Raw genomic sequence first — 20,082 nt, 5'->3', positions numbered from 1 at the left:
CTGCGCATGCCTTTGTACTCACTCGACGGAAAAAGCCCGAACGTCCACCCCGAGGCGTTTGTGGCGCCGACCGCCTGCCTCGTCGGAGATGTCACGGTCGAGGCCGGCGCCTCGATCTGGTTCAACACGGTTCTTCGTGCCGACTACGCGCCGATCATCATCCGCGCGGGTGCCAACGTCCAGGACGGCTCCGTGCTGCACAGTGACCCGGACGTGCCCGTCGACATCGGTGAGGGCGCCACGGTCGCACACATGTGCTTGGTGCACAGCTCGACGATCGGGGCAGGCGTCCTGATCGGTAACCACGCCACTGTTCTCGACCGTTGCACCGTCGGAGCCCGCACCATGGTGGCCGCGGGCTCGATGGTGCTGGGCGGCACGCACATTCCCGAGGACGTGCTCGTGATGGGCTCGCCTGCCAAGGTCAAGGGACCCATCTCGGGCACTCCGGCGGAGTTCCTGACCAAGGGCGTGCCGGCGGCGTACCAGGAGCTGGGCAAGCGTTACCTGGCCGGTTTGGACACGTAGCGCGCTTACGCCGGTCCCGGTGCTTTCGTCAGCTGGAGGCATTCGGGGACGTTGAAGAGCCGTTGCATCCGCTGCTCCCTTGCTGGGAGCTGTGACCGTACGTCGGCGGTGGGGACGACCCGTGGGTCGGTCAGGGTGAGTTGTCGGCCTGCACGTACCAACTCGGCGCCACCCCGGGTAGTGACATTGCGTACCCAGTCGGCGGCCGGCCCGTACGGCAGCAGGATCAGGACGGTGTCGCCGTCGGCGTCGAAGGCTTCGACCGGCGTCTCGTAGGCCTGGCCGCTGCGCCGGCCGATATGCCGGATCACGGCGGTCGAGGTGGTGGTTGTTCCGGCGGTGGCCATGATCTTGGGGTTGGTCACCGCGTGGTTGAACCGGCGTATCGCCGTGAGAATCGGACGTATCCGCAGGCGGATACCTGCCACGACCAGCGTGAACAGTACGAGCGGGAGTGCGACGACGACACCGATCGCGATCAGGGCGACAACCACGCGACCAGGCTACTGGCATCCGATCGGGGTGTGACGGGGATCTCTGTACGAGCGTCCCACTTCTCTCTGAAATCTTTTTAGGCTTGCCTTACCTAATAGTTTCCGAATTACAAGGGGATGGCATGAGGAAGATCCGAGTCGCGGTCATCGGCGCAGGTCCGGCCGGTATTTACGCCGCCGACATCCTCACCAAGGAGTACGAGCGGGCGCAGGTCGACGTCTTTGACCGGCTGCCGGCGCCGTATGGCCTGGTGCGCTACGGCGTGGCCCCCGATCATCCGCGCATCAAGGAGATCATCAAGGCGCTGCGCCGAGTATTTGAACGAGGCGAGAACGGTGCCGTCAGATTCATCGGAAACGTGCACTACGGCACGGATATCAAGCTTTCGGATCTGCGGCGCTTCTACGACGCGGTGATCTTCTCCACCGGTGCGCGCGCCGATCGCGAACTCGACATCCCCGGCATCGATCTTCCGGAAAGCTACGGTGCCGCCGACTTCGTCTCCTGGTACGACGGTCACCCGGATGTGCCGAGGGATTGGCCCCTGAATGCCAAGAACGTCGCCGTCCTCGGTGCCGGAAACGTGGCGCTCGATATCGCGCGCATGCTGGCCAAGCCCGCCGACGAGCAGCTGGGCACCGAGATACCCGCCAACGTCTACCAGGGTCTGGCGCTCAATCAGGCCACCGACGTGCACGTCTTCGCGCGGCGCGGCCCTGCGCAGATCAAGTTCAGCCCCATGGAGTTTCGTGAGCTGTCGCATTCGCCGAGTGTGGACGTGATCGTGCATCCGGAGGGATTCGAGATCGACGAGGGCAGCCAGCTGGCCATCAATTCCAGTAAGGCCACCAAGCTCGTCGTCGACACCATGATGAAGTACCTGGATCAGGAGCCCACCGGAGCGCCGCACCGCATTCACATCCACCTGTGCCAGTCGCCCGCGGCGGTGCTGGGTACCGACAGTGTGGAGGGCCTGCGCACCGAACGCACCGAGCTCGTCGGCGACGGGACGGTCAGGGGAACAGGTGAATTCACCGACTGGCCGGTTCAGGCGGTCTATCGCGCGGTCGGGTACATCTCCTCGCATCTGGCCGACCTGCCATTCGACCACCACGCCGGTGTCGTCCCGCATGACGCAGGCCGGGTGCTCGATATCGACGGCATCCCGGTCGAGTCCACCTACGTCACCGGGTGGGTCAAGCGGGGGCCCGTCGGATTGATCGGGCATACCAAATCCGATGCCGCCGAGACGATTGCCAGCCTGCTCGCAGACCTCCCGGGTATCCAACCCGCCGAAATCTCCGATCCCGGTGCGATATTCGCGCACCTGCGGGGAAGCGGGATTGACTACACCACCTGGGAGGAGTGGGAGCGGCTCGATGCTCACGAGGTGGCACTCGGCGAAGAGCAGGGTCGCGAACGCATCAAAGTGGTACCGCGCGAGGAGATGATCAGCGCCGGGCGCCAGGCCTCTTAGCGCGAAGACATAAAGCCCCCGACGCCTAGAGCGCGGGGGCTTTATGTTTGGTTCGGTCTAGCTAGATCTTCTTCGCGGTCCCGGCGACCTTGTCGAATTCCCAGTAGGCGCGAAGCACCACGAGCTTGCCGTCAGCATCGGCCTCGTAGGTGAACACACCCTCCGCCGTCATCTGATAGCCGTTCATGGTCGTCACGATCCGGCCCACATTGGCCTGATGCGTGCCGCAGTCGTAGGTGGCGTCGAAGATGAAGTCCAACTTCTCGGTGGGGGCAATGATGTTGTCCCAGAAGGCCGCGATGGCCTCCTTGCCGCGATGCCCCTGTCCGTCGGGATTGAACGGCGACGGACCCACCGGATCCTGCACGACGCCGTCCTCGGCGAAGTTGTCGACCCATGCCTGCTTGTCGCGGGCCTCGACGGCTGCGCGGGAGCGCTTGCCCGCCTCATCTGCCAGGCTCATGCTTACTGTCCCTTCCCCGCGGGCTTGTCGGCCCCGACGACCCACATCGAGTAGTACTGCGAGCCACCGCCATAGGCGTGACCCAGCGCCTTCTTGGCGCCGGGCACCTGGTGATCGCCGCCCTTGCCCATCACCTGGATGGCGGCCTCGGCGAAACGGATAAGGCCAGAGGCACCAATCGGATTCGACGAGAGCACGCCGCCGGAAGCGTTGACGGGGATCTTGCCGCCGATCGCGGTCTCACCGGCCTGAGTCAGCTTCCAGCCCTCACCCTCGGCCGCGAATCCCAGATTCTCCAACCACATCGGTTCGAACCACGAGAACGGCACGTAGATCTCGGCTGCGTCGATCTCGTCGATCGGGCTGGTGATGCCGGCGTCTTTCCACAGGGCAGCAGCGGCATCCCGCCCGGCCTGCGGGTTCACCCGATCACGCCCGGTGTAGTCGAGCGGCTCGGTGCGCAACGCAGTGGCATGTACCCACGCCACCGTGTGACCGCTGGCCACACGGGCGTCCGCGGTTTCCTCGTCTCCCACGACGATCGCGCAGGCGCCGTCCGAAGACGGACAGGTCTCGTCGAACCTGATCGGATCCCACAGCATCGGGGACGCCATCACCTTCTCGACGGTGATATCGGGTTGATGTAGGTGAGCCAGTGGGTTCTTGGCGGCGTTGAGCCGGTCCTTGACCGCGACGATGGCGCCGGTGTCCAGCGGCGCCTTGGAGCGCTCGATATAGGCGCGCACATGCGGTGCGAAGTAGCCGCCGGCACCGGCACCCACGGGCACCGAGAACGGAACGGGAATCGACAATGCCCACATGGCATTCGACTCTGACTGCTTCTCCCACGCCAGCGCGAGCACCCTGCGGTACTTGCCCGACTGCACCAGGCTGGCGGCCACCACTCCGGTCGATCCGCCGACCGATCCCGCGGTGTGCACCCGGATCATCGGCTTGCCGGTCGCGCCGATCGCGTCCGCCATGAACAGCTCCGGCATCATGACGCCCTCGAAGAAGTCGGGGGCCTTACCCACGACGACGGCGTCGATGTCGTCCCATCCGACGCCCGCATCGGTCATGGCGCGGTCGATCGCCTCGCGCACCAGGCCGTTCATGGAGACGTCCTGACGCTTGGCGACGTACTTGGTCTGCCCGGTGCCGATGACGGCAGCTAGGTTCTTCGATGCACCCATATCTATTTGCCCTCCAGCACCGCGACGAGGTTCTGCTGCAGCACGGGTCCGCTGGTTGCGTGAGCCAGCACCCTTCCCGCCGAACCGTTCCAGATATGTTGTGCGGCAAAGCCGATACGCTCCAGCCCAGCCGAGAACATCGGGTTGGCCGTCAGCGCGCCACCCGACGGGTTGATGGTGGTGGAGTCCTTGAGCCCGATGGCCTCTGCGAGGATCAGCTGCTGGTGACTGAAGGGGGCGTACAGCTCGGCCACCTCGATCGAGCCGGTATCACCGCCGGTCGCAGCGGCTGCCGATGCGGCCGTGGACGGCGAGACGGTGAGGTCGCGGGCGCCGAGGATCGGAGTCTCGATGCGATGCTCGAAACCGGTGATCCAGGCTGGGTTCTCGCGCAGCTCACGAGCGCGGTCGGCCGAGGCCAGCACCATGATGGAGGCGCCATCGGAGATCGGTGCGATGTCGTGCTTGTGCAGGGGATCGGCGACGTACTCCCGGGCCAGCAGCTCCTCGACGCTCGATGCGGGTGCCTCGGTGTCGACACGCTCGGCGCGGCCGAAGGCATCCAGGGCAACCTGTGCCATCTGTTCCTTGGTCCACTTGCCCGCATCCAGGCCCGCTCGTGCCTGCAACGCGGCCATCGACACGGAGTCAGGCCACAGCGGCGCGACCGTATACGGATCTGTCTGGAGGGCAAGAACTCTGCGGAGCGTTCCGGCGGAGGACTTGCCGAATCCGTAGACCAGCGCGGTCTCGACCTGGCCGGTCAGAATCTTGATATAGGCCTCGTACAGCGCCCACGCGGCATCCATTTCCACGTGAGACTCGTTGATCGGCGGGACCGCACCGATCGAGTCGATCGCCGAGATGAATGAGAAGGCGCGTCCGGCCAGATAGTCCGAGGAGCCGGAGCACCAGAAACCGATGTCGGACTTGGTGATTCCCAGGTCGCTGTAGATCTGGCGGAAGCAGGGCACCAGCATCTCGACACCGTTGGTGGTGCCCTGCGTGCTGCGCACGTGCGGGGAGTGGGCGAAGCCCACAATGGCTACCGAGGGGGCGACTGAACTCATCAGATTCGGTCCTTGTAGGTCTCGTATTCGGCGTCGGGCTCACCGGTCGGTCGGAAGTACTGGATGTTGTCGATCCCGTATCCCCACTCGTCCTTGGGTTTCCATACGGCCTCAACCCGCATGCCCATGCGGACATCCGCCGGGTCGATGTCGTAGACCAGGTGCAAGAACGGGATATCCGCGCCGTCGAGCAGCACATACGCCGCGACATACGGTGGCTTGATGCGCTGTCCGGGGAAGGGGATGTTGATGATGGCGAAGGTGGTCACCACGCCCTTGTCGGAGACCTCGACCAGGTCGGAGGTCGGTTCACCGGTCAGCGGGTCGGCGCCGCGGGCCGGGAAGTACACCCGCCCACCCGCGCCGGTGCGGCCGCCGAGTAGCTTGCCCTCGGCCAGCGCCCGCAGATAGGCGCTCTCCTCGGGAGAGGTGATGTGCTGAACTTCGAGCCGGCTCGGCGCCACCTGCATGGTCACCGGCTCCTGATCCGGGGCGGGCGCGGGGGTGGCTTGCGGCTTGTCTCCGAGTGCGAAGTAGGCGATATCCGTGATCGCGCCGACGGTCTCGTCAGCCCAGACCACATGAACCCGTGCGCCGGTTTCGATGGCGCTGGCTTCTCCGGCGTCGACCGCGTGCAGCAGCGCGGCGTCGGCGCCGTCGAGCTTGATCAGCGCCCACGCGAACGGTTTGGCCAGCGGTTGTCCTTCGAGCGGCTGAGGCTGCCACGACCACGACTCGACGGTGCCCACGCTCGAGACCGGGACCACGTCGGTCAACGGTTCGTAGGTCACCGGGTCGTATTCGGCGGCAGGCACGTACACCGTGCCGTCGCTGCCGCGCGTGCCGACGATCTGCCGATCCCGCAGGGCGGTGAAGAACTTCGACAGGGTGGGGCCGACCGAACGGGTGTAATCAAAAGACAGTTCGAGGGGTGCCGTCAGAAGCGGCAAAGGCCCGGTTGTGCTGCTTTGGGTGGCTGTCACACCTCCGAGTAGAACAAGTTCTAGTTTTTTTCGCAAGGGCGGTGGTCATGGCATATCCGGCCGGTTAAAGTCGGGCCATGAAATTCGGATTGCAGCTGGGGTACTGGTCGGCGTCACCGCCGGACAACGCGGGTGAACTGGTGGCCGCCGCCGAAGAAGGCGGCTTCGACGCCGTCTTCACCGCCGAGGCCTGGGGTTCGGATGCGTACACGCCGCTGGCCTGGTGGGGGTCGGACACCAGCCGGATTCGTCTGGGCACCTCGGTTATTCAGCTTTCGGCGCGGACCCCGACGGCGTGCGCCATGGCGGCGCTGACGCTGGATCACCTGTCCGGCGGCCGCCACATCCTGGGTTTGGGCGTCTCGGGTCCCCAGGTCGTCGAGGGCTGGTACGGGCAGCCGTTCCCCAAGCCGCTGGCCCGCACCCGTGAGTACATCGACATCATCAGGCAGGTGCTGGCCCGTGAGGCACCGGTGCGCAGTGCCGGCCCGCACTACCCGCTGCCGCTGACCAGCGACAAGGCCACCGGTCTGGGCAAGCCGCTCAAGCCGATCGTGCACCCGCTGCGCGCGGACATCCCCATCTTTCTCGGTGCCGAGGGGCCCAAGAACGTAGCTCTGACGGCGGAGATCGCCGACGGCTGGCTGCCCATGTTCTACGCGCCGCGGCTTGCGGACATGTACAACGAATGGCTCGACGAGGGGTTCTCGCGCCCCGGCGCGCGGCGCACGCGCGAGGATTTCGAGATCGCCGCCACCGCGCAGGTGATCGTGACCGAGGATCGCCGTTCCGTACTCGATCAGCTGAAGCCGTTCTCCGCCTTGTACATCGGCGGTATGGGTGCTGTCGAGCTGAACTTCCACGCCGAGGTGTATCGGCGGATGGGCTACGGCGAGGTGGTCGACGAGGTCACCGAGTTGTTCCGCACTAATCGCAAGGACAAAGCAGCCGAAGCGATTCCGGACGAGTTGGTGCTCGACACCACCATCGTGGGTACCGAGGCCGAGGTGCGCGAACAGATCAAGGTGTGGGAGGCCGCCGGGGTCACCATGCTGGTGGTCGGTTGCCGCAGCGTCGAGCACGTCAAGCAGCTCTCGGCGCTGACCTAACGCTCGGACTCCCGGAAATCGAGCATCGCCTCGACGGTGTCGAGGGCTTCGTTCAGTGCGTTGACCCGGGTTTCCAACGTGGGCGCCGACAGCACGGCGTAGCGATCGGCCTGACCCATCGGAACCCGAGATGCCAACGTGTACAGCCGTTTTTCGGCGCCGCTCGGTAGACCGGTGGCGATCGACCATCGGCGGGGGAGTCGGACCTGTTGCGCAGTCGCGACCCGTCGCAGCAGATTCTCGATGCGCGCCTGCGTCTCGTTGAGTGCGCTCAACGGCAGCACCCGATCATCGGGTTCATCGGGCCATGGCTCGATCTCGGCACGCGGATACGGATCGTCGTCGAGCCACGCGGTGATGCGGATTCGATGTGCACCTTCACAGCGCACCGCGAAGCGATCCGCGCCGAGAGACTCGCAGTCCAGGACACGAGCGGCGGTCCCCACATCGTGGCGGACGTCTCCGCCACCCACCTCCCTGCCACGGGCGATCAGCACCACACCGAAGGTGCGGTCGGCGGCCATCACATCGCGCACCAGTGCGACATAGCGCGGCTCGAAGATGCGCAGCGGCAGGGGCTCACCCGGCAGCAATACCGACTGCAGCGGGAACATGGGCGTCACGCCGCCCACACTATGCGGGCTGGTCTAGGTACCGGTGAAGTTGGGGGCGCGCTTCTCGGCGAAGGCGCGTGGGCCCTCCTTGGCGTCGTTACTGGTGAAGACGCCGATGCCGACCTTGGTGTCGGCCTTGAAGGCCTCGTTCTCGTGCAGGCCTTCCGAATCGCGGATGGTCTTGAGGACTGCCTGCACGGCCAGCGGACCGTTGTTGGCGATCAGGTTCGCCAGTTCCAGCGCCTTCTCCAGCGCCTGACCATCGGGCACGACGTGCCCGATGAGTCCGATTTCCTTGGCCTCGGGGGCCTTGAGGTGCCGTCCGGTGAGCAGGATGTCGCAGGCGACCGTGTAGGGGATCTGGCGGGGAAGGCGCACGGCCGATCCGCCCATCGGATACAGGCTCCACTTCACCTCGGAGACACCGAACTTGGCGCTCTCACCCGCGACCCGGATATCGGTGGCCTGCAGGATCTCGGTACCACCGGCGATGGCGGGACCTTCGACCGCGGCGATCAACGGCTTGGTCAGGCGGCGGCCCTTGAGCAGACCGGGGATGACCGAAGGGTCGTAGCTGCCGTCGGAGAACTGGTCGCCCGGGGCGCGCTTGTTCATGGCCTTGAGGTCGGCGCCGGCGCAGAAGTACCCGCCCGCACCGGTCAGGATGCAGACCCGGACCTCGGGATCGTTGTCGACGCGGTCCCAGGCCTGCGTCATGATCTCCAGCATTTCTCCGGAGAGGGCGTTGCGCGCGTGCGGACGGTTCATCGTCACGATGAGGACGTGATCGCGGAGTTCCACCAGGGCGTGCGGGGCGTCCTGTTCGGTCACGGTGTGCGATGAGCCGCTTGCGCGAAGAGCGTCAGCTTCGGTCATTGAGGTCCTCCAAGATGCCGGGGCTTGTCTAAAAATGTAACACGTTCTAATTTATGGACATGGCCCTTAACATTGCCGACCTCATTGAGCATGCAATCGACACTATGCCCGATCGTGTTGCCATCATTTCCGGTGACCGAAAGCTGACATACGCAGAGCTTGAGGAGCAGTCAAACCGGCTGGGGCACTATCTGCAGAGCCAGGGTGTGGGCCCCGGTGACAAGGTGGGCCTGTACTGCCGCAACGGCATCGAGATCGTCGTCGCGCTGACGGCCATCGTCAAGATCCGTGCCATCTCGGTCAACGTGAACTACCGCTACGTCGAAGCCGAGCTGCACTACCTCTTCGAGAACTCCGATATGGCGGCGCTGGTGCACGAGCGCCGGTACAGCGACAAGGTCGCCAACGTGCTGCCGAGCACGCCGAACGTCAAGACCGCGATCGTCGTCGAAGACGGGACGGATCTTGACTACTCGTCGTACGGCGGAATCACCTTCGAGGACGCTCTCGCGCAGGGATCGCCGGAGCGTGACTTCGAAGAGCGCAGCCCCGATGACATCTTCCTGATCTACACCGGTGGCACCACCGGCTTCCCCAAGGGTGTGATGTGGCGGCACGAGGACATCTACCGCTCATTGTTCGGCGGCATCAACTATGTCACCGGCGAGTACATCGAGGGCGAGTGGGACCTGGCGAAAGATGGCGCCCGTGCTGATCCCTTTGTTGGTTTCCCGATCCCGCCGATGATCCACGGCGCCACCCAGGCCGCGACCTTTATGGCCCTGTTCCAGGGGCGCACCACGGTGCTCGCGCCCGAGTTCAACCCCGAAGAGGTGTGGGAACTCATCGAGAAGCACAAGATCAACATGCTCTTCTTCGCCGGGGACGCCATCGGCCGGCCACTGATCGACGCGCTGGACACCGAGACGGGCCGCGCTCGCGATCTGTCCTCGTTGTGGGTGTTGGCCAGTAGCGCGGCGCTGTTCTCCCAGACTGTCAAGGAGCGCTACCTTGAGCTGCTGCCCAACCGGGTGATCACCGATGCCATCGGAGCATCCGAAACCGGTACCGGCGGGCTGTCCACCGTCACGAAGGGGCAGATGCACCCCGGTGGCCCGACGGTCAAGATCAGTTCCACCACAACGGTTCTCGATGAGGCAGGCAACCCGATCCAGCCCGGCTCGGGGGTGCGCGGCCTCATCGCCAAGAGCGGTCACATCCCGGTCGGGTACTTCAAGGACGAGAAGAAGACCGCCGAGACGTTCAAGACGTTCAACGGCGTGCGGTACGCCATCCCGGGTGACTGGGCGACCGTCGAAGCCGACGGCACCGTGACGATGCTCGGACGCGGATCGGTGTCGATCAACACCGGCGGCGAGAAGGTGTTCCCCGAAGAGGTCGAGAGCGTCCTGAAGGGTCACCCCGCGGTGTTCGACGCGGTGGTCGTCGGCGTGCCCGACGAGAAGTGGGGTCAGCACGTGGGCGCGGTGATCGCGGTGCGTGAGGGCGTGGAGCTGACCTTCGAAGATCTGGATACCCACGCGCGCAAGGAGATTGCCGGATACAAGGTGCCGCGCAGCGTCTGGATCGTGGACTCGGTCAAGCGCAACCCGGCGGGCAAGGCGGACTACCGCTGGGCCAAGGAGGTCTCGGAAACCGAGAAGGTGGACCTGGTGAACACCAAGCACGTCAACACGGGAGCCTGAGTCATGCATACCGACCTTTGTGAGCGGTTCGGAATCCGTTACCCGATCTTCGGTTTCACACCCTCGGAAAAGGTCGCCGCCGCGATCAGCCGCGCGGGCGGCATGGGTGTGCTCGGGTGCGTCCGTTTCAACGATCCCGACGAGCTCGACGCCGTCCTGAACTGGATGGACGAGAACACCGACGGCAAGCCGTACGGTGTCGACATCGTGATGCCGGCCAAGGTGCCCACCGAGGGCACCGCGGTGGATATCGACAAGTTGATCCCGCAGGGGCACAAGGACTTCGTCGAGAAGACTCTTGCCGACCTGGGCGTGCCCCCGCTGCCGGGAGAGCGTGAGTCGACCGGTGTGCTGGGCTGGCTGCATTCGGTGGCGCGCTCCCATGTGGAGGTCGCCCTCAAGCACCCGATCAAGCTGATCGCCAACGCGCTGGGCTCGCCGCCCAAGGACGTGATCGATCAGGCCCACGAGCACGGTGTGCCGGTTGCCGCGCTGGCGGGCAAGGCCGAGCACGCCAAGCGCCATGTCGAGAACGGCGTCGATATCGTTGTGGCGCAGGGCTATGAGGCCGGCGGGCATACCGGTGATGTGGCATCCATGGTGCTGTGGCCAGAGATCGTCGACGCACTCGACGGCAGCGCCCCGGTGCTGGCCGCGGGCGGTATCGGAAGCGGGCGGCAGGCGGCGGCGGCCCTCGCGCTGGGGGCCTCCGGTGTGTGGACCGGCTCGATCTGGCTGACCGCGGCCGAGTATGACCTCGGAACCGTCACCGCCGGTGGCGATTCCGTCGTTCAGCAGGCGCTGTTGAAGGCGACCTCCAGTGACACCGTGCGCACCCGCATCTACACCGGCAAGCCCGCGCGGCTCCTGAAGACCAAGTGGACACAGGCGTGGGACGCGGAGGGCGCACCGACTCCGTTGCCGATGCCGCTGCAGAACATTCTGGTGAGCGGGGCACACGAGCGGATGAATCGTGCGCACGACCCGGAGACGGTCTGCTTCCCCGCGGGGCAGATCGTGGGGCGGATGAACGAGATCCGGCCAACCGCCGAGATAGTGGCCGACCTGGTGGCCGGGTTCGAGAGCACCGTCGACAGGCTCGATCAGATCCGCGGCTGAGCATCGAATGTGCGGATCGTGCCGATTTCGGGCGAGAACTCGACCGGATTCGCACACTCGCCGTGATCAGGTTTGGGTGTATCGACCCCCCGACCGCTCCCACAGGGGGTCGGTGGTCTCCAACGCCTCGGCGGACAGCTGCCGCTTGATCACCTTGAATGTCGCGGTGCGGGGTAGGTTCGTGCTGATCCTGACGAACGACGGCCACTGCTTGGGACCGAGATCTTCCTGGGCGGAGAGGAATTCGCCGAGATCCGATGCCTGGAACCCGTTGCGTACGACCAGTGCTGCCATGACCCGATCGCCGACGGTCGGATCCGGAATCCCGTACACGGCGACCTCGGTGATATCCGGGTGGCGCAGCAGTGCCCGCTCGATCGGGGCGGTGCCCAGATTTTCGCCGTCGACACGCAGCCAATCGCCCAGGCGCCCGGCGAAGTACACGTATCCGTTCTCGTCGGCGTAGGCCAGATCGCCGCTGCGATACTTGCCGTCGAGCATGCGCTCGGCATCGGCTTCGGGGTTCTTGTAGTAACCGGTGAACCGCCCTGGCCCCGTGACATTCACCAGCTCGCCGGTCGCTTCCGCGGCATTCACCACCTTGCCGCTGTCATCGAAAATGGCAGGCGGACAGGGTTCTCCGGTCTCGATGTCCAGAATACGAACGTCGGGGGTCAGTGGCCCTATCGCGCCCGGCGGAGTACCCGGCGCCCACCCCAGCGCGATACCGCCCTCGGTGGATCCGAATCCGTCGACGACGAAGGCGCCGAAACGCTTGGCGAATCGGTCGGTGTCTCCGGGCGCCGCCTCGTTGCCGTACATGATCTTCAGTGGGTTCTGGGCGTCGTCGGGGTGTTCTGGTGTTGCCAGCACGTACGACATGGGTTTACCCACGTAGTTGGCGTATGTCGCGCCGTATGTGCGCACGTCGTCCAAGAATGCGGATGCAGAGAACTTGCGCCGCAACGCAATTGAGGCGCCTGCGGCTACGGCGACCGACCACCCCGCGAGCACCGCGTTGGAATGGAACATCGGCATCGAGAGATAGCAGACGTCGGCCGGGCCGAGGTCGAACCGCGAGGACAGCATGATTCCGGCGGACGCCACCTTGGCATGGGTGATCTGGACGGCCTTGGGGTCGCCGCTGGTGCCCGAGGTGAAGATGAGCATGAACAGATCATCCGGACGCACGTCGGGGACTTCCACCGGCGTGGTGGATCCCTGGAATTCTGCGGCGAGCGAATCGATGTCCAGGTAGTCGATCCCGTCCAGCAGGGCAGAACTCGCCGAGTCGGTGAGTATCAGCTGGCAATCGGCCAGATCCACGTCTCGCCGCAGCGCCGATCCCCGTCGGGTGGGGTTGAGGCCCACCAACACCAGACCGCCGAGTGCCGCGGCTCCCAACAGATATGAGAACGCCGGGGTGTTCTCCAGTAGCACCGCGATGTGCGGCGGCCTGCCGGGGTCCAGTTTGCTCTTCAACACCGAAGCGAGCCTGCGGCTTTCGGTCACATGATCACGCCACGAGGTGAACGAGCCTTCGAAATGCAGGCCCCGGTCGTCTACATCGGCCAGGTTCAGCAGCAGCTGGGTGACCGTCGCGTCTTCGGGCGTGCTCACGACCCGATACTAGGCAGGTGTGTCGGCGAGCTCGCGCCCGATGCGGCGCAACTGCTCCGTCGCGCTACCCGAGGCGAACTCATTGTGCTTGGCGGCCAGGAAGTACCGGTGTACCGGGTGATCTTCGTCGATACCGACACCGCCGTGCACGTGCACCGCGGTGTGCGCCACACGGTGCCCGGCATCGGCGGCCCAGAACTTGGCGGTCGCGACATCGACATCGGCAGGTAGTTCTTCGGAGACGCGCCACGCGGCCTGCCACAGCGTCAGGCGCAGGCCCTTGACGTCGATGTAGCCGTCGGCGAGCCGCTGGGCCACCGCTTGGAAGCCGCCGATCGGCTTGCCGAATTGCTCGCGGGTGCGGGCGTAGTCGGCGGTCAATTCAAGGGCCCGCTCCAGCACGCCGAGCTGGTAGGCGCTGTGTCCCAAAGATTCCCGGAGGCGCAGCCACTGCACCACCTCCGCATCGCCGACCTTGCGCTCGGCCGGAACGGCAACCTCGGACAGGATCAGCTCAGCAGAGCTGTCCTTGCCGGTGGTGTGCAGCGTCTCTTGGGTGACGCCGGCGTCCTCGGCCGACACCAGGAAGACCGCGGTACCGGTCTCCGTCTCGGCGGGCACCAGGTACGCGTCGGCCTCGACGCCGAACGGCACCAGGACGCGGTTGCCGGTGAGCACATAGCCGGCCCCCGGCGAGGACACCGTGCGTGCGGCGACCGGGCCCTCACCGGGCTCACCGTCGAGCGCGACGGTCAGGACCTTCTTGCCGGCGACAGCCGGTGCGGCCCAATCACTTTGCAATGCTTCCGAGCCGAATGCGGCGAGCGCTCCGGCGGCCAGCACGACAGACTCCAGATACGGGACGGCGGCCAGCTCACGGCCCAGCTCGACGAGAATCGATGACTGTTCCAGAACGCCGAAACCGCCGCCGCCTACCGATTCGGGGGCTGCGGTGGACAGGATGTCGGCCTCGACCAGCTTGGTCCAGAGCTGCCAGTCGAACCGGCTGTCCTGCTTGTCGAGTTCCTTCTGCCGCTCCGGGGTGCTGATGGCCGACGCGATGGTGCGGGTCAGACCACCAAGGTCGGTCTGTGCCTCGGTAAGGGAGAAATCCATGGTGTTGTGGGCCCTTCTAGGGGTAGGAGCTAGCGTGTCGCCGCAGGCTGGCCGAGGGCGGTCATCGCGATGATGTCGCGCTGCACCTCGTTGGTGCCGCCGCCGAACGTGAGGATCAAGCAGGCCCGGTGCATCCGCTCGACGCGGCCGCGCAGCTGGGCGCCGGGAGAGTCCTGACGCAAGGTTGCCGCCGTCCCGAGAACCTCCATGAGCAGCCGGTAGGCCTCGGTGGCCAACTCGGTACCGAAGACCTTGGTGGCGGAGGCGTCGGCGGGAGAGGGCGCGGCATCGGTGGTGGAGGCCAGCTCCCAGTTGATGAGCTTGAGGTATTCGACCTTGGCATGTACGCGTGCCAGGTTCAGCTGCACCCATTCCGAATCGATGATGCGGCCGCCCGGGCCCTTGGTGTTCTGGGCCCACTCACGCACCTCGCGCAGCGCGGTGATGATCGGTGCCGAGGAAACCAGGGCCACGCGCTCGTGGTTGAGCTGATTGGTGACTAGCTTCCAGCCCGCGTTCTCTTCGCCGACCCGGCTGGTGACCGGCACCCGTACATCCTGGTAGTAGGTGGCGCTGGTGCCGGGCCCGGCCATGGTGCGGACCTTGGTGTACGAGAAGCCCTCGGCGGTGGTGGGGACGATGAGCATCGAGATGCCGCGGTGCTTCTTCACCTCGGTATTGGTGCGCACCGCCAGCCAGATGTAGTCGGCGTATTCGATGAGGCTCGTCCACATCTTCTGGCCGTTGATGACGTAGTCGTCGCCGTCGCGGACCGCCGAAGTACGCAGCGACGCGAGGTCAGTACCCGCGCCGGGCTCGGAGTAACCGATAGAGAAGTGCAGCTTGCCCGCGGCGATCTTGGGCAGGAAGAACTTCTTCTGTTCCTCGGTGCCGAAGTGCATGATGGTCGGTGCGACGCTGTTGATCGTCAGGAACGGTACCGGGGCGCCGGCGATCGCGGCCTCGTCGGTGAAGATCAGCTGATCCATCACCGACCGGTCCTGTCCACCGAATTCCTTGGGCCAGCCCAGTGCGAGCCAGCCGTCGGCACCCATCTGCTCGACGGTCTCGCGATAGACGTTGCCGCTGCCGTACTCACCCTGATTCGAGGCAAGGGCCTCGCGCCGCTCCGGGGTCAGCAGTTTGTCGAAGTACGCGCGTAGCTCGCGGCGCAGCTCTTCCTGCTCGGGCGTGTAGGCGATATGCATGTGTGTTCCTTCTGTTGCCCGTCCGGTGTCGTGAGCTCTCAGGTGTGACCCACGTTGACACAAGAGTTGTAACACGTTCTAGTCTAGGGAGTCCAGACGCGGCGCCACCGCACAAACTCAGCCCAGAGATCCTGGCGTCACCGGGGTTGTGTCGGCGATCACGTGTCGTAGTCTGGCGATACAGCCCAGCTAGACAACGGAGTCGGCTCATGGAGCCGGAAAGAGGTTTCCAATGCGTGTCGGTGTCGTTCCTGACCGTTGTGAAGGCAACTTGGTGTGCCTCGGGATCGCTCCAGAGGTGTTCGACGTCGATGACGATGACTATGTCGTCATCCTGCAGGAGGAAGTACCGGCCGATCAGGAAGATCTGGTCGAGCAGGCGATCGCGGAGTGCCCGCGCGCCGCATTGATTCGCAAAGACTAGAGGCATTCGTAAATCTCCGGCCCCGCACGCGCTCGACGGCGCGGGAGCCGGTGCGATGGGGTGCGTCGAAGGCATGGGACTGAAGGGAAATTTGTATGAGCGCGATTGCTGATGCCGACCTGAGTGGCCGCGTCGCCATTGTCACCGGTGCTGCCGCCGGACTTGGCCGCGCCGAGGCGATCGGTCTGGCCCGGTCAGGAGCGACCGTCGTGGTCAACGACATCGCGCCCGCCCTGGAAAAGAGCGATGTACTCGACGAGATCGCCGCGGTCGGGTCCAAGGGGGTGACCGTTGCCGGAGATATCGGTGAGCGTGCGACCGCCGACGAGCTGATCTCCACCGCCGAATCACTCGGTGGGCTGCACGTCGTGGTCAACAACGCGGGCATCACCCGTGACCGGATGCTCTTCAACATGTCGGACGAGGAGTTCGACGCCGTGATCCACGTGCACCTGCGCGGCCACTTCCTGTTGACGCGCAACGCCGCCACCTACTGGCGCGGCGCATCCAAGGCCGCGGGTGCCCCCGTCTACGGACGCCTTGTCAACACGTCCTCCGAAGCCGGCCTGCTCGGTCCCGAGGGGCAGGCCAACTATGGCGCCGCGAAGGCCGGCATCACCGCGCTGACGTTGTCGGCCGCGCGGGCCCTCGGCCGCTACGGGGTGCGGGCCAACGCCATCGCCCCGCGCGCCCGTACCGCGATGACGGCCGACGTTTTCGGTGACGCGCCCGAGGACTCCATCGATCCGCTTTCCCCGGAGCATGTCGTGACCCTGGTGCGGTATCTGGCCTCGCCCGCGGCGGAAGCAGTTAACGGTCAGCTGTTCATCGTCTACGGACCTACCGTCACCTTGTTGGCGGCGCCTACTGTGGAGGCGAAGTTCACTGCGGATTCGGACGCATGGGACCCGTCGGCACTGAATTCAGCGCTGGCTGATTTCTTTGCTGGGCATGATCCGAAGCGCACATTTTCGGCGACTGCGCTGATGGCCGAGGAGTAACGAGCAACGAGGGTGACGGTGCGATTTTAATAGAACGAGTTCTAGTTATCGCACCAAACCCGCAGTACAAAGTGGACACGGCGTGCGATTTGTCTATTCGTACATGAATTGACACTAAGAATTTTTTCTCGTTAGTATGGTGCGCCTCACAGTGTGGTAGGTACACGCCGATCGTTAACCGGTTCTTTTGGGGCGAGGCTCCGGCGGTACCGGGATGCGTGAGACAGGAGTAAAGGTTGAAGCAGCAGCTCGCGGCGCCCGCACGCGCCGTCGGCGGCTTCGTCTCCATGTCATTGGCCACGTTCCGCAACATCTTCCGCCGCCCGTTCCAAGGGCAGGAGTTCTTGGACCAGACCTGGTTCATCGCGCGGGTCTCGTTGCTGCCGACGCTCCTGGTCGCCATCCCCTTCACCGTGCTGGTGGCATTCACTCTCAACATCCTGCTGCGCGAGATCGGAGCCGCCGACCTCTCGGGTGCCGCCACCGCGTTCGGCACGGTGACCCAGCTCGGTCCGGTGGTTACCGTGCTCGTCGTCGCGGGCGCCGGCGCCACGGCGATCTGCGCCGATTTGGGAGCCCGCACCATTCGCGAGGAGATCGACGCGATGCAGGTGCTGGGCATCGATCCGATCCAGCGGCTCGTGGTGCCACGGGTGCTGGCGTCGACATTCGTCGCGCTGCTGCTGAACGGTCTGGTGTGTGCCATCGGCATGGTCGGCGGCTACGTGTTCTCGGTGTTCCTACAGGGAGTCAACCCGGGCGCCTTCATCAACGGATTGACCGTGCTCACCGGGCTGGGTGAGCTGATGATCTCCGAAGTCAAGGCATTCCTGTTCGGCATCTTCGCCGGCCTGGTCGGCTGTTATCGCGGGCTCACCGTCAAGGGCGGACCCAAGGGCGTCGGCGACGCGGTCAACGAGACCGTCGTCTACGCCTTCATTTGTTTGTTCGTCATCAACGTGGTCATGACGGCCATCGGTGTGCGGGTTCTGGTGAAGCACTAGTGACCGGACCGTATCTTTCGACGCACACGCTTACCTCCTATACCGTTCGGTATATGCGTGGTCTGGGACGCTCGTTCGATAAATTCGGTGAGCAGGCCCTCTTCTACGCGCAGTCGCTGAGCTATATCCCGGCGGCGTTGACCAAGTACCGCAAGGAAACGATCCGGGTGCTTGCCGAGATCACCATGGGCACCGGCGCCCTGGTGATGATCGGTGGCACGGTCGGTGTCGCCGTCTTCCTCACCCTGGCCTCCGGTGGTGTCATCGCGGTCCAGGGCTATTCCTCGCTGGGCAATATCGGTATCGAGGCGCTCACCGGCTTCCTGTCCGCGTTCCTCAACGTGCGCATCGTCGCGCCGGTGGTGGCGGGTATCGCGATGGCCGCCACGATCGGCGCAGGGACGACGGCCCAGTTGGGCGCCATGCGTGTCGCGGAAGAGATCGACGCGCTGGAAACCATGGCGGTGCATGCCGTTTCCTATTTGGTGTCCACGCGCTTGGTGGCGGGCCTCATCGCGATCATTCCGTTGTACTCGTTGTCGGTGCTGGCGGCCTTCTTCGCGTCCCGCGCGACCACCGTGATGATCAACGGTCAGTCACCGGGCGTGTACGACCACTACTTCAACACCTTCTTGGTGCCGACCGACCTGCTGTGGTCCTTCCTCCAGGCGATCGTCATGTCCGTGGTGGTGATGCTCGTGCACACCAGCTATGGGTTCAACGCCTCCGGCGGTCCGGTGGGCGTGGGTGTTGCCGTCGGTCAGGCTGTGCGCACCTCGCTCATCGTGGTTGTGCTGGTCACCCTGTTCATCTCACTCGCCGTCTACGGCGGGTCCGGCAACTTCAATCTCTCGGGCTAGGGGATAAGGAAGGAGATGTCCGATACGTCCACGCGCCGGTCTGTCCGGCTAGCCGGCACGGTGCTCGCCGCCGTGTTGGTGGCGCTGACTGTGTTGACCTACCTGGCGTACAACGACGCCTTCGCCGATACCAAGCCCATTACCGTCGTCTCCCCGCGCGCGGGGCTGGTGATGGAGGAGGGCGGCAAGGTCAAGTTCCACGGTCTGCAGATCGGCAAGGTGACGTCGATCTCCTATGCCAACGAGCAAGCCAAGCTGGAGCTGGCGGTCAACGCCAAGGATCTGCGCATGATTCCGTCGAACGCGACCGTGCGCATCGCCGGTACCACCGTGTTCGGCGCCAAGTCAGTGGAATTTCTTGCCCCGCAACAGCCATCCGATTCATCGCTGAGGCCGGGCGCGACGGTGACCGCCGAGGCGGTGGCGCTCGAGGTCAACACCGTGTTCGAGAACCTGACCCGGTTGCTCGGCAAGATCGATCCGGTCAATCTCAACGCCACCCTGACCGCCGTCGGCGAGGGGCTGCGCGGTAACGGGGACAACTTCGGACAGGGGCTGGTCGAGCTCGACCAGTACCTTGACCAGCTCAACCCCAAACTCCCCACCCTGCAACAGGATTTCCAGAAGGCCGGACAGGTCGGGCAGATCTATGGCGATGCCGCACCGAACATCGTGCGCATCCTCGACAATCTGCCCCCGCTCAGCCGTACCGTCGTAGACCAACAGCAGGACCTCAAGGCAACGCTCCTCGCAGCAATTGGGTTGGGTAACAACGGATACGAGACGCTGGCTCCAGCCGAGAAGGATCTGACCGCGGCGCTGCAGCGGTTACGGGCGCCCGCGACTCTGCTCGGTAGGTACTCACCCGAGATTCCCTGCACACTGCAGGCGATCTCCAAGGCGTTGGTGACCTTCACCCCGCTCATCGGTGGAGTTCGTCCCGGCCTGTTCCTGAGCAACAGCTTTCCGCTGGGCGCACCGGTGTACACCTATCCGGACAGTCTGCCCATCGTGAATGGCTCCGGTGGCCCCAATTGCCGTGGCCTACCGAACATTCCCACCAAGGCGCAGAACGGGTCGTGGTACCGATCGCCCTTCCTGGTGACCGACAACGCGTACATCCCGTACAAGCCGTTGGAGGAGCTGCAAGTCAACGCTCCGGATACCCTGCAGTACCTCTACAACGGCGCCTTCGCGAAGCGAAGTGAGTTCTAGC

The 20,082-nt window shown here is 64.9% G+C and carries 20 protein-coding genes; 10 read left to right on the top strand and 10 right to left on the bottom strand.

Going from position 1 to position 20,082, the window contains the following annotated elements; all coding sequences use genetic code 11:
• Nucleotides 1–6 precede the first annotated feature (6 nt).
• Entirely contained in the window at nt 7–528 is a 522-nt protein-coding gene (locus MYCSP_RS19785) for a gamma carbonic anhydrase family protein (protein ID WP_070909092.1), read from the top strand.
• Nucleotides 529–533: 5 nt separating this feature from the next.
• Here the strand turns inward: MYCSP_RS19785 and MYCSP_RS19780 are convergent, their stop codons facing one another.
• Nucleotides 534–1,022: a nitroreductase family deazaflavin-dependent oxidoreductase gene (locus tag MYCSP_RS19780; RefSeq protein WP_088414846.1), complete on the bottom strand. Its 489-nt coding sequence runs from the start codon at nt 1,020–1,022 to the stop codon at nt 534–536.
• 122 nt (nt 1,023–1,144) lie between these two features.
• On the opposite strand from MYCSP_RS19780, the gene MYCSP_RS19775 reads away from it, so the two are divergent.
• Nucleotides 1,145–2,500, top strand: a complete 1,356-nt coding sequence (locus MYCSP_RS19775; RefSeq protein ID WP_088414844.1) for an FAD-dependent oxidoreductase — start codon at nt 1,145–1,147, stop codon at nt 2,498–2,500.
• A 61-nt stretch (nt 2,501–2,561) separates the two neighbouring features.
• On the opposite strand, the gene MYCSP_RS19770 is transcribed toward MYCSP_RS19775, so the two are convergent.
• Genes MYCSP_RS19770 through MYCSP_RS19755 form a run of 4 tightly spaced genes read right to left on the bottom strand, consistent with a single transcriptional unit; the run spans nt 2,562 to nt 6,209 of the window.
• Nucleotides 2,562–2,963, bottom strand: coding sequence for a nuclear transport factor 2 family protein (locus MYCSP_RS19770; protein ID WP_070909095.1), 402 nt, complete (start codon nt 2,961–2,963; stop codon nt 2,562–2,564).
• A gap of 2 nt (nt 2,964–2,965) precedes the next feature.
• The gene (locus MYCSP_RS19765; protein ID WP_070909096.1) at nt 2,966–4,156 is read right to left on the bottom strand and encodes a thiolase domain-containing protein; all 1,191 of its coding nucleotides are present in this window, start codon (nt 4,154–4,156) and stop codon (nt 2,966–2,968) included.
• Between the two features lie 2 nt (nt 4,157–4,158).
• Nucleotides 4,159–5,226 carry a thiolase domain-containing protein gene (locus MYCSP_RS19760; protein WP_070909097.1) on the bottom strand — a complete coding sequence of 356 codons (1,068 nt, stop codon included), beginning with the start codon at nt 5,224–5,226 and terminating at the stop codon, nt 4,159–4,161.
• Nucleotides 5,226–6,209, bottom strand: a complete 984-nt coding sequence (locus MYCSP_RS19755; RefSeq protein ID WP_088414842.1) for a Zn-ribbon domain-containing OB-fold protein — start codon at nt 6,207–6,209, stop codon at nt 5,226–5,228. The genes MYCSP_RS19760 and MYCSP_RS19755 overlap by 1 nt, the downstream gene beginning before the upstream one ends.
• A 77-nt stretch (nt 6,210–6,286) precedes the next feature.
• Between MYCSP_RS19755 and MYCSP_RS19750 the strand changes: the two genes are divergently transcribed.
• On the top strand, nt 6,287–7,318 hold the full coding sequence (locus tag MYCSP_RS19750; protein WP_070909099.1) for an LLM class F420-dependent oxidoreductase: 1,032 nt from the start codon (nt 6,287–6,289) through the stop codon (nt 7,316–7,318).
• Here the strand turns inward: MYCSP_RS19750 and MYCSP_RS19745 are convergent.
• Both MYCSP_RS19745 and MYCSP_RS19740 read right to left on the bottom strand, forming a co-directional pair.
• On the bottom strand, nt 7,315–7,950 hold the full coding sequence (locus MYCSP_RS19745) for an LON peptidase substrate-binding domain-containing protein (RefSeq protein ID WP_162266272.1): 636 nt from the start codon (nt 7,948–7,950) through the stop codon (nt 7,315–7,317). The two genes, MYCSP_RS19750 and MYCSP_RS19745, sit on opposite strands and share 4 nt — an antisense overlap.
• A gap of 15 nt (nt 7,951–7,965) precedes the next feature.
• Nucleotides 7,966–8,808 (bottom strand): crotonase/enoyl-CoA hydratase family protein, encoded by an 843-nt coding sequence (locus tag MYCSP_RS19740; protein ID WP_083019090.1) that lies wholly within the window; start codon nt 8,806–8,808, stop codon nt 7,966–7,968.
• Nucleotides 8,809–8,861: 53 nt separating this feature from the next.
• Between MYCSP_RS19740 and MYCSP_RS19735 the strand changes: the two genes are divergently transcribed.
• Both MYCSP_RS19735 and MYCSP_RS19730 read left to right on the top strand, forming a co-directional pair.
• Nucleotides 8,862–10,514, top strand: a complete 1,653-nt coding sequence (locus tag MYCSP_RS19735; protein ID WP_162266271.1) for an acyl-CoA synthetase — start codon at nt 8,862–8,864, stop codon at nt 10,512–10,514.
• Nucleotides 10,515–10,517: 3 nt separating this feature from the next.
• Nucleotides 10,518–11,633, top strand: a complete 1,116-nt coding sequence (locus MYCSP_RS19730; RefSeq protein ID WP_088414840.1) for an NAD(P)H-dependent flavin oxidoreductase — start codon at nt 10,518–10,520, stop codon at nt 11,631–11,633.
• Nucleotides 11,634–11,699: 66 nt separating this feature from the next.
• Here MYCSP_RS19730 and MYCSP_RS19725 read toward each other — a convergent pair whose 3' ends face one another.
• Genes MYCSP_RS19725 through MYCSP_RS19715 form a run of 3 tightly spaced genes read right to left on the bottom strand, consistent with a single transcriptional unit; the run spans nt 11,700 to nt 15,577 of the window.
• Nucleotides 11,700–13,253 carry a long-chain-fatty-acid--CoA ligase gene (locus MYCSP_RS19725; RefSeq protein WP_088414838.1) on the bottom strand — a complete coding sequence of 518 codons (1,554 nt, stop codon included), beginning with the start codon at nt 13,251–13,253 and terminating at the stop codon, nt 11,700–11,702.
• A 9-nt stretch (nt 13,254–13,262) separates the two neighbouring features.
• Nucleotides 13,263–14,369, bottom strand: coding sequence for an acyl-CoA dehydrogenase family protein (locus MYCSP_RS19720; RefSeq protein WP_088414836.1), 1,107 nt, complete (start codon nt 14,367–14,369; stop codon nt 13,263–13,265).
• A 29-nt stretch (nt 14,370–14,398) separates the two neighbouring features.
• On the bottom strand, nt 14,399–15,577 hold the full coding sequence (locus MYCSP_RS19715; protein ID WP_070909105.1) for an acyl-CoA dehydrogenase family protein: 1,179 nt from the start codon (nt 15,575–15,577) through the stop codon (nt 14,399–14,401).
• A gap of 232 nt (nt 15,578–15,809) precedes the next feature.
• Between MYCSP_RS19715 and MYCSP_RS19710 the strand changes: the two genes are divergently transcribed.
• The 5 genes from MYCSP_RS19710 to MYCSP_RS19690 all read left to right on the top strand — a co-directional run bounded on the left by MYCSP_RS19710 (nt 15,810) and on the right by MYCSP_RS19690 (nt 20,081).
• Nucleotides 15,810–16,001, top strand: a complete 192-nt coding sequence (locus tag MYCSP_RS19710; protein WP_005062259.1) for a ferredoxin — start codon at nt 15,810–15,812, stop codon at nt 15,999–16,001.
• Nucleotides 16,002–16,096: 95 nt separating this feature from the next.
• Nucleotides 16,097–17,002, top strand: coding sequence for a 3-oxoacyl-ACP reductase (locus tag MYCSP_RS19705; RefSeq protein ID WP_083019073.1), 906 nt, complete (start codon nt 16,097–16,099; stop codon nt 17,000–17,002).
• A gap of 236 nt (nt 17,003–17,238) precedes the next feature.
• Nucleotides 17,239–18,006 (top strand): MlaE family ABC transporter permease, encoded by a 768-nt coding sequence (locus tag MYCSP_RS19700; RefSeq protein WP_005071300.1) that lies wholly within the window; start codon nt 17,239–17,241, stop codon nt 18,004–18,006.
• 53 nt (nt 18,007–18,059) lie between these two features.
• Entirely contained in the window at nt 18,060–18,866 is an 807-nt protein-coding gene (locus MYCSP_RS19695) for an MlaE family ABC transporter permease (RefSeq protein WP_043076719.1), read from the top strand.
• Between the two features lie 15 nt (nt 18,867–18,881).
• Complete coding sequence (locus tag MYCSP_RS19690) at nt 18,882–20,081, top strand: MCE family protein (RefSeq protein WP_083019071.1); 1,200 nt, start codon at nt 18,882–18,884, stop codon at nt 20,079–20,081.
• Nucleotide 20,082 lies beyond the last annotated feature (1 nt).

Origin of the sequence: Mycobacteroides saopaulense, from assembly GCF_001456355.1 — a bacterium.
GTDB classification, from domain to species: domain Bacteria; phylum Actinomycetota; class Actinomycetes; order Mycobacteriales; family Mycobacteriaceae; genus Mycobacterium; species Mycobacterium saopaulense.
Note: the sequence above shows the minus strand (reverse complement) of the source record. Positions and strands in the feature narration are given on the sequence as shown.

Excerpts from the sequence above, each read along its gene's own strand:
- MYCSP_RS19750 (WP_070909099.1), top strand. The coding sequence starts at position 6,287 with ATGAAATTCGGATTGCAGCTGGGGTACTGGTCGGCGTCACCGCCGGAC.
- MYCSP_RS19740 (WP_083019090.1), bottom strand. The coding sequence starts at position 8,808 with ATGACCGAAGCTGACGCTCTTCGCGCAAGCGGCTCATCGCACACCGTG.
- MYCSP_RS19715 (WP_070909105.1), bottom strand. The coding sequence starts at position 15,577 with ATGCATATCGCCTACACGCCCGAGCAGGAAGAGCTGCGCCGCGAGCTA.
- MYCSP_RS19735 (WP_162266271.1), top strand. The coding sequence starts at position 8,862 with ATGGACATGGCCCTTAACATTGCCGACCTCATTGAGCATGCAATCGAC.
- MYCSP_RS19765 (WP_070909096.1), bottom strand. The coding sequence starts at position 4,156 with ATGGGTGCATCGAAGAACCTAGCTGCCGTCATCGGCACCGGGCAGACC.
- MYCSP_RS19785 (WP_070909092.1), top strand. The coding sequence starts at position 7 with ATGCCTTTGTACTCACTCGACGGAAAAAGCCCGAACGTCCACCCCGAG.
- MYCSP_RS19695 (WP_043076719.1), top strand. The coding sequence starts at position 18,060 with ATGCGTGGTCTGGGACGCTCGTTCGATAAATTCGGTGAGCAGGCCCTC.
- MYCSP_RS19760 (WP_070909097.1), bottom strand. The coding sequence starts at position 5,226 with ATGAGTTCAGTCGCCCCCTCGGTAGCCATTGTGGGCTTCGCCCACTCC.
- MYCSP_RS19720 (WP_088414836.1), bottom strand. The coding sequence starts at position 14,369 with ATGGATTTCTCCCTTACCGAGGCACAGACCGACCTTGGTGGTCTGACC.
- MYCSP_RS19690 (WP_083019071.1), top strand. The coding sequence starts at position 18,882 with ATGTCCGATACGTCCACGCGCCGGTCTGTCCGGCTAGCCGGCACGGTG.
- MYCSP_RS19710 (WP_005062259.1), top strand. The coding sequence starts at position 15,810 with ATGCGTGTCGGTGTCGTTCCTGACCGTTGTGAAGGCAACTTGGTGTGC.
- MYCSP_RS19730 (WP_088414840.1), top strand. The coding sequence starts at position 10,518 with ATGCATACCGACCTTTGTGAGCGGTTCGGAATCCGTTACCCGATCTTC.
- MYCSP_RS19775 (WP_088414844.1), top strand. The coding sequence starts at position 1,145 with ATGAGGAAGATCCGAGTCGCGGTCATCGGCGCAGGTCCGGCCGGTATT.
- MYCSP_RS19770 (WP_070909095.1), bottom strand. The coding sequence starts at position 2,963 with ATGAGCCTGGCAGATGAGGCGGGCAAGCGCTCCCGCGCAGCCGTCGAG.
- MYCSP_RS19705 (WP_083019073.1), top strand. The coding sequence starts at position 16,097 with ATGAGCGCGATTGCTGATGCCGACCTGAGTGGCCGCGTCGCCATTGTC.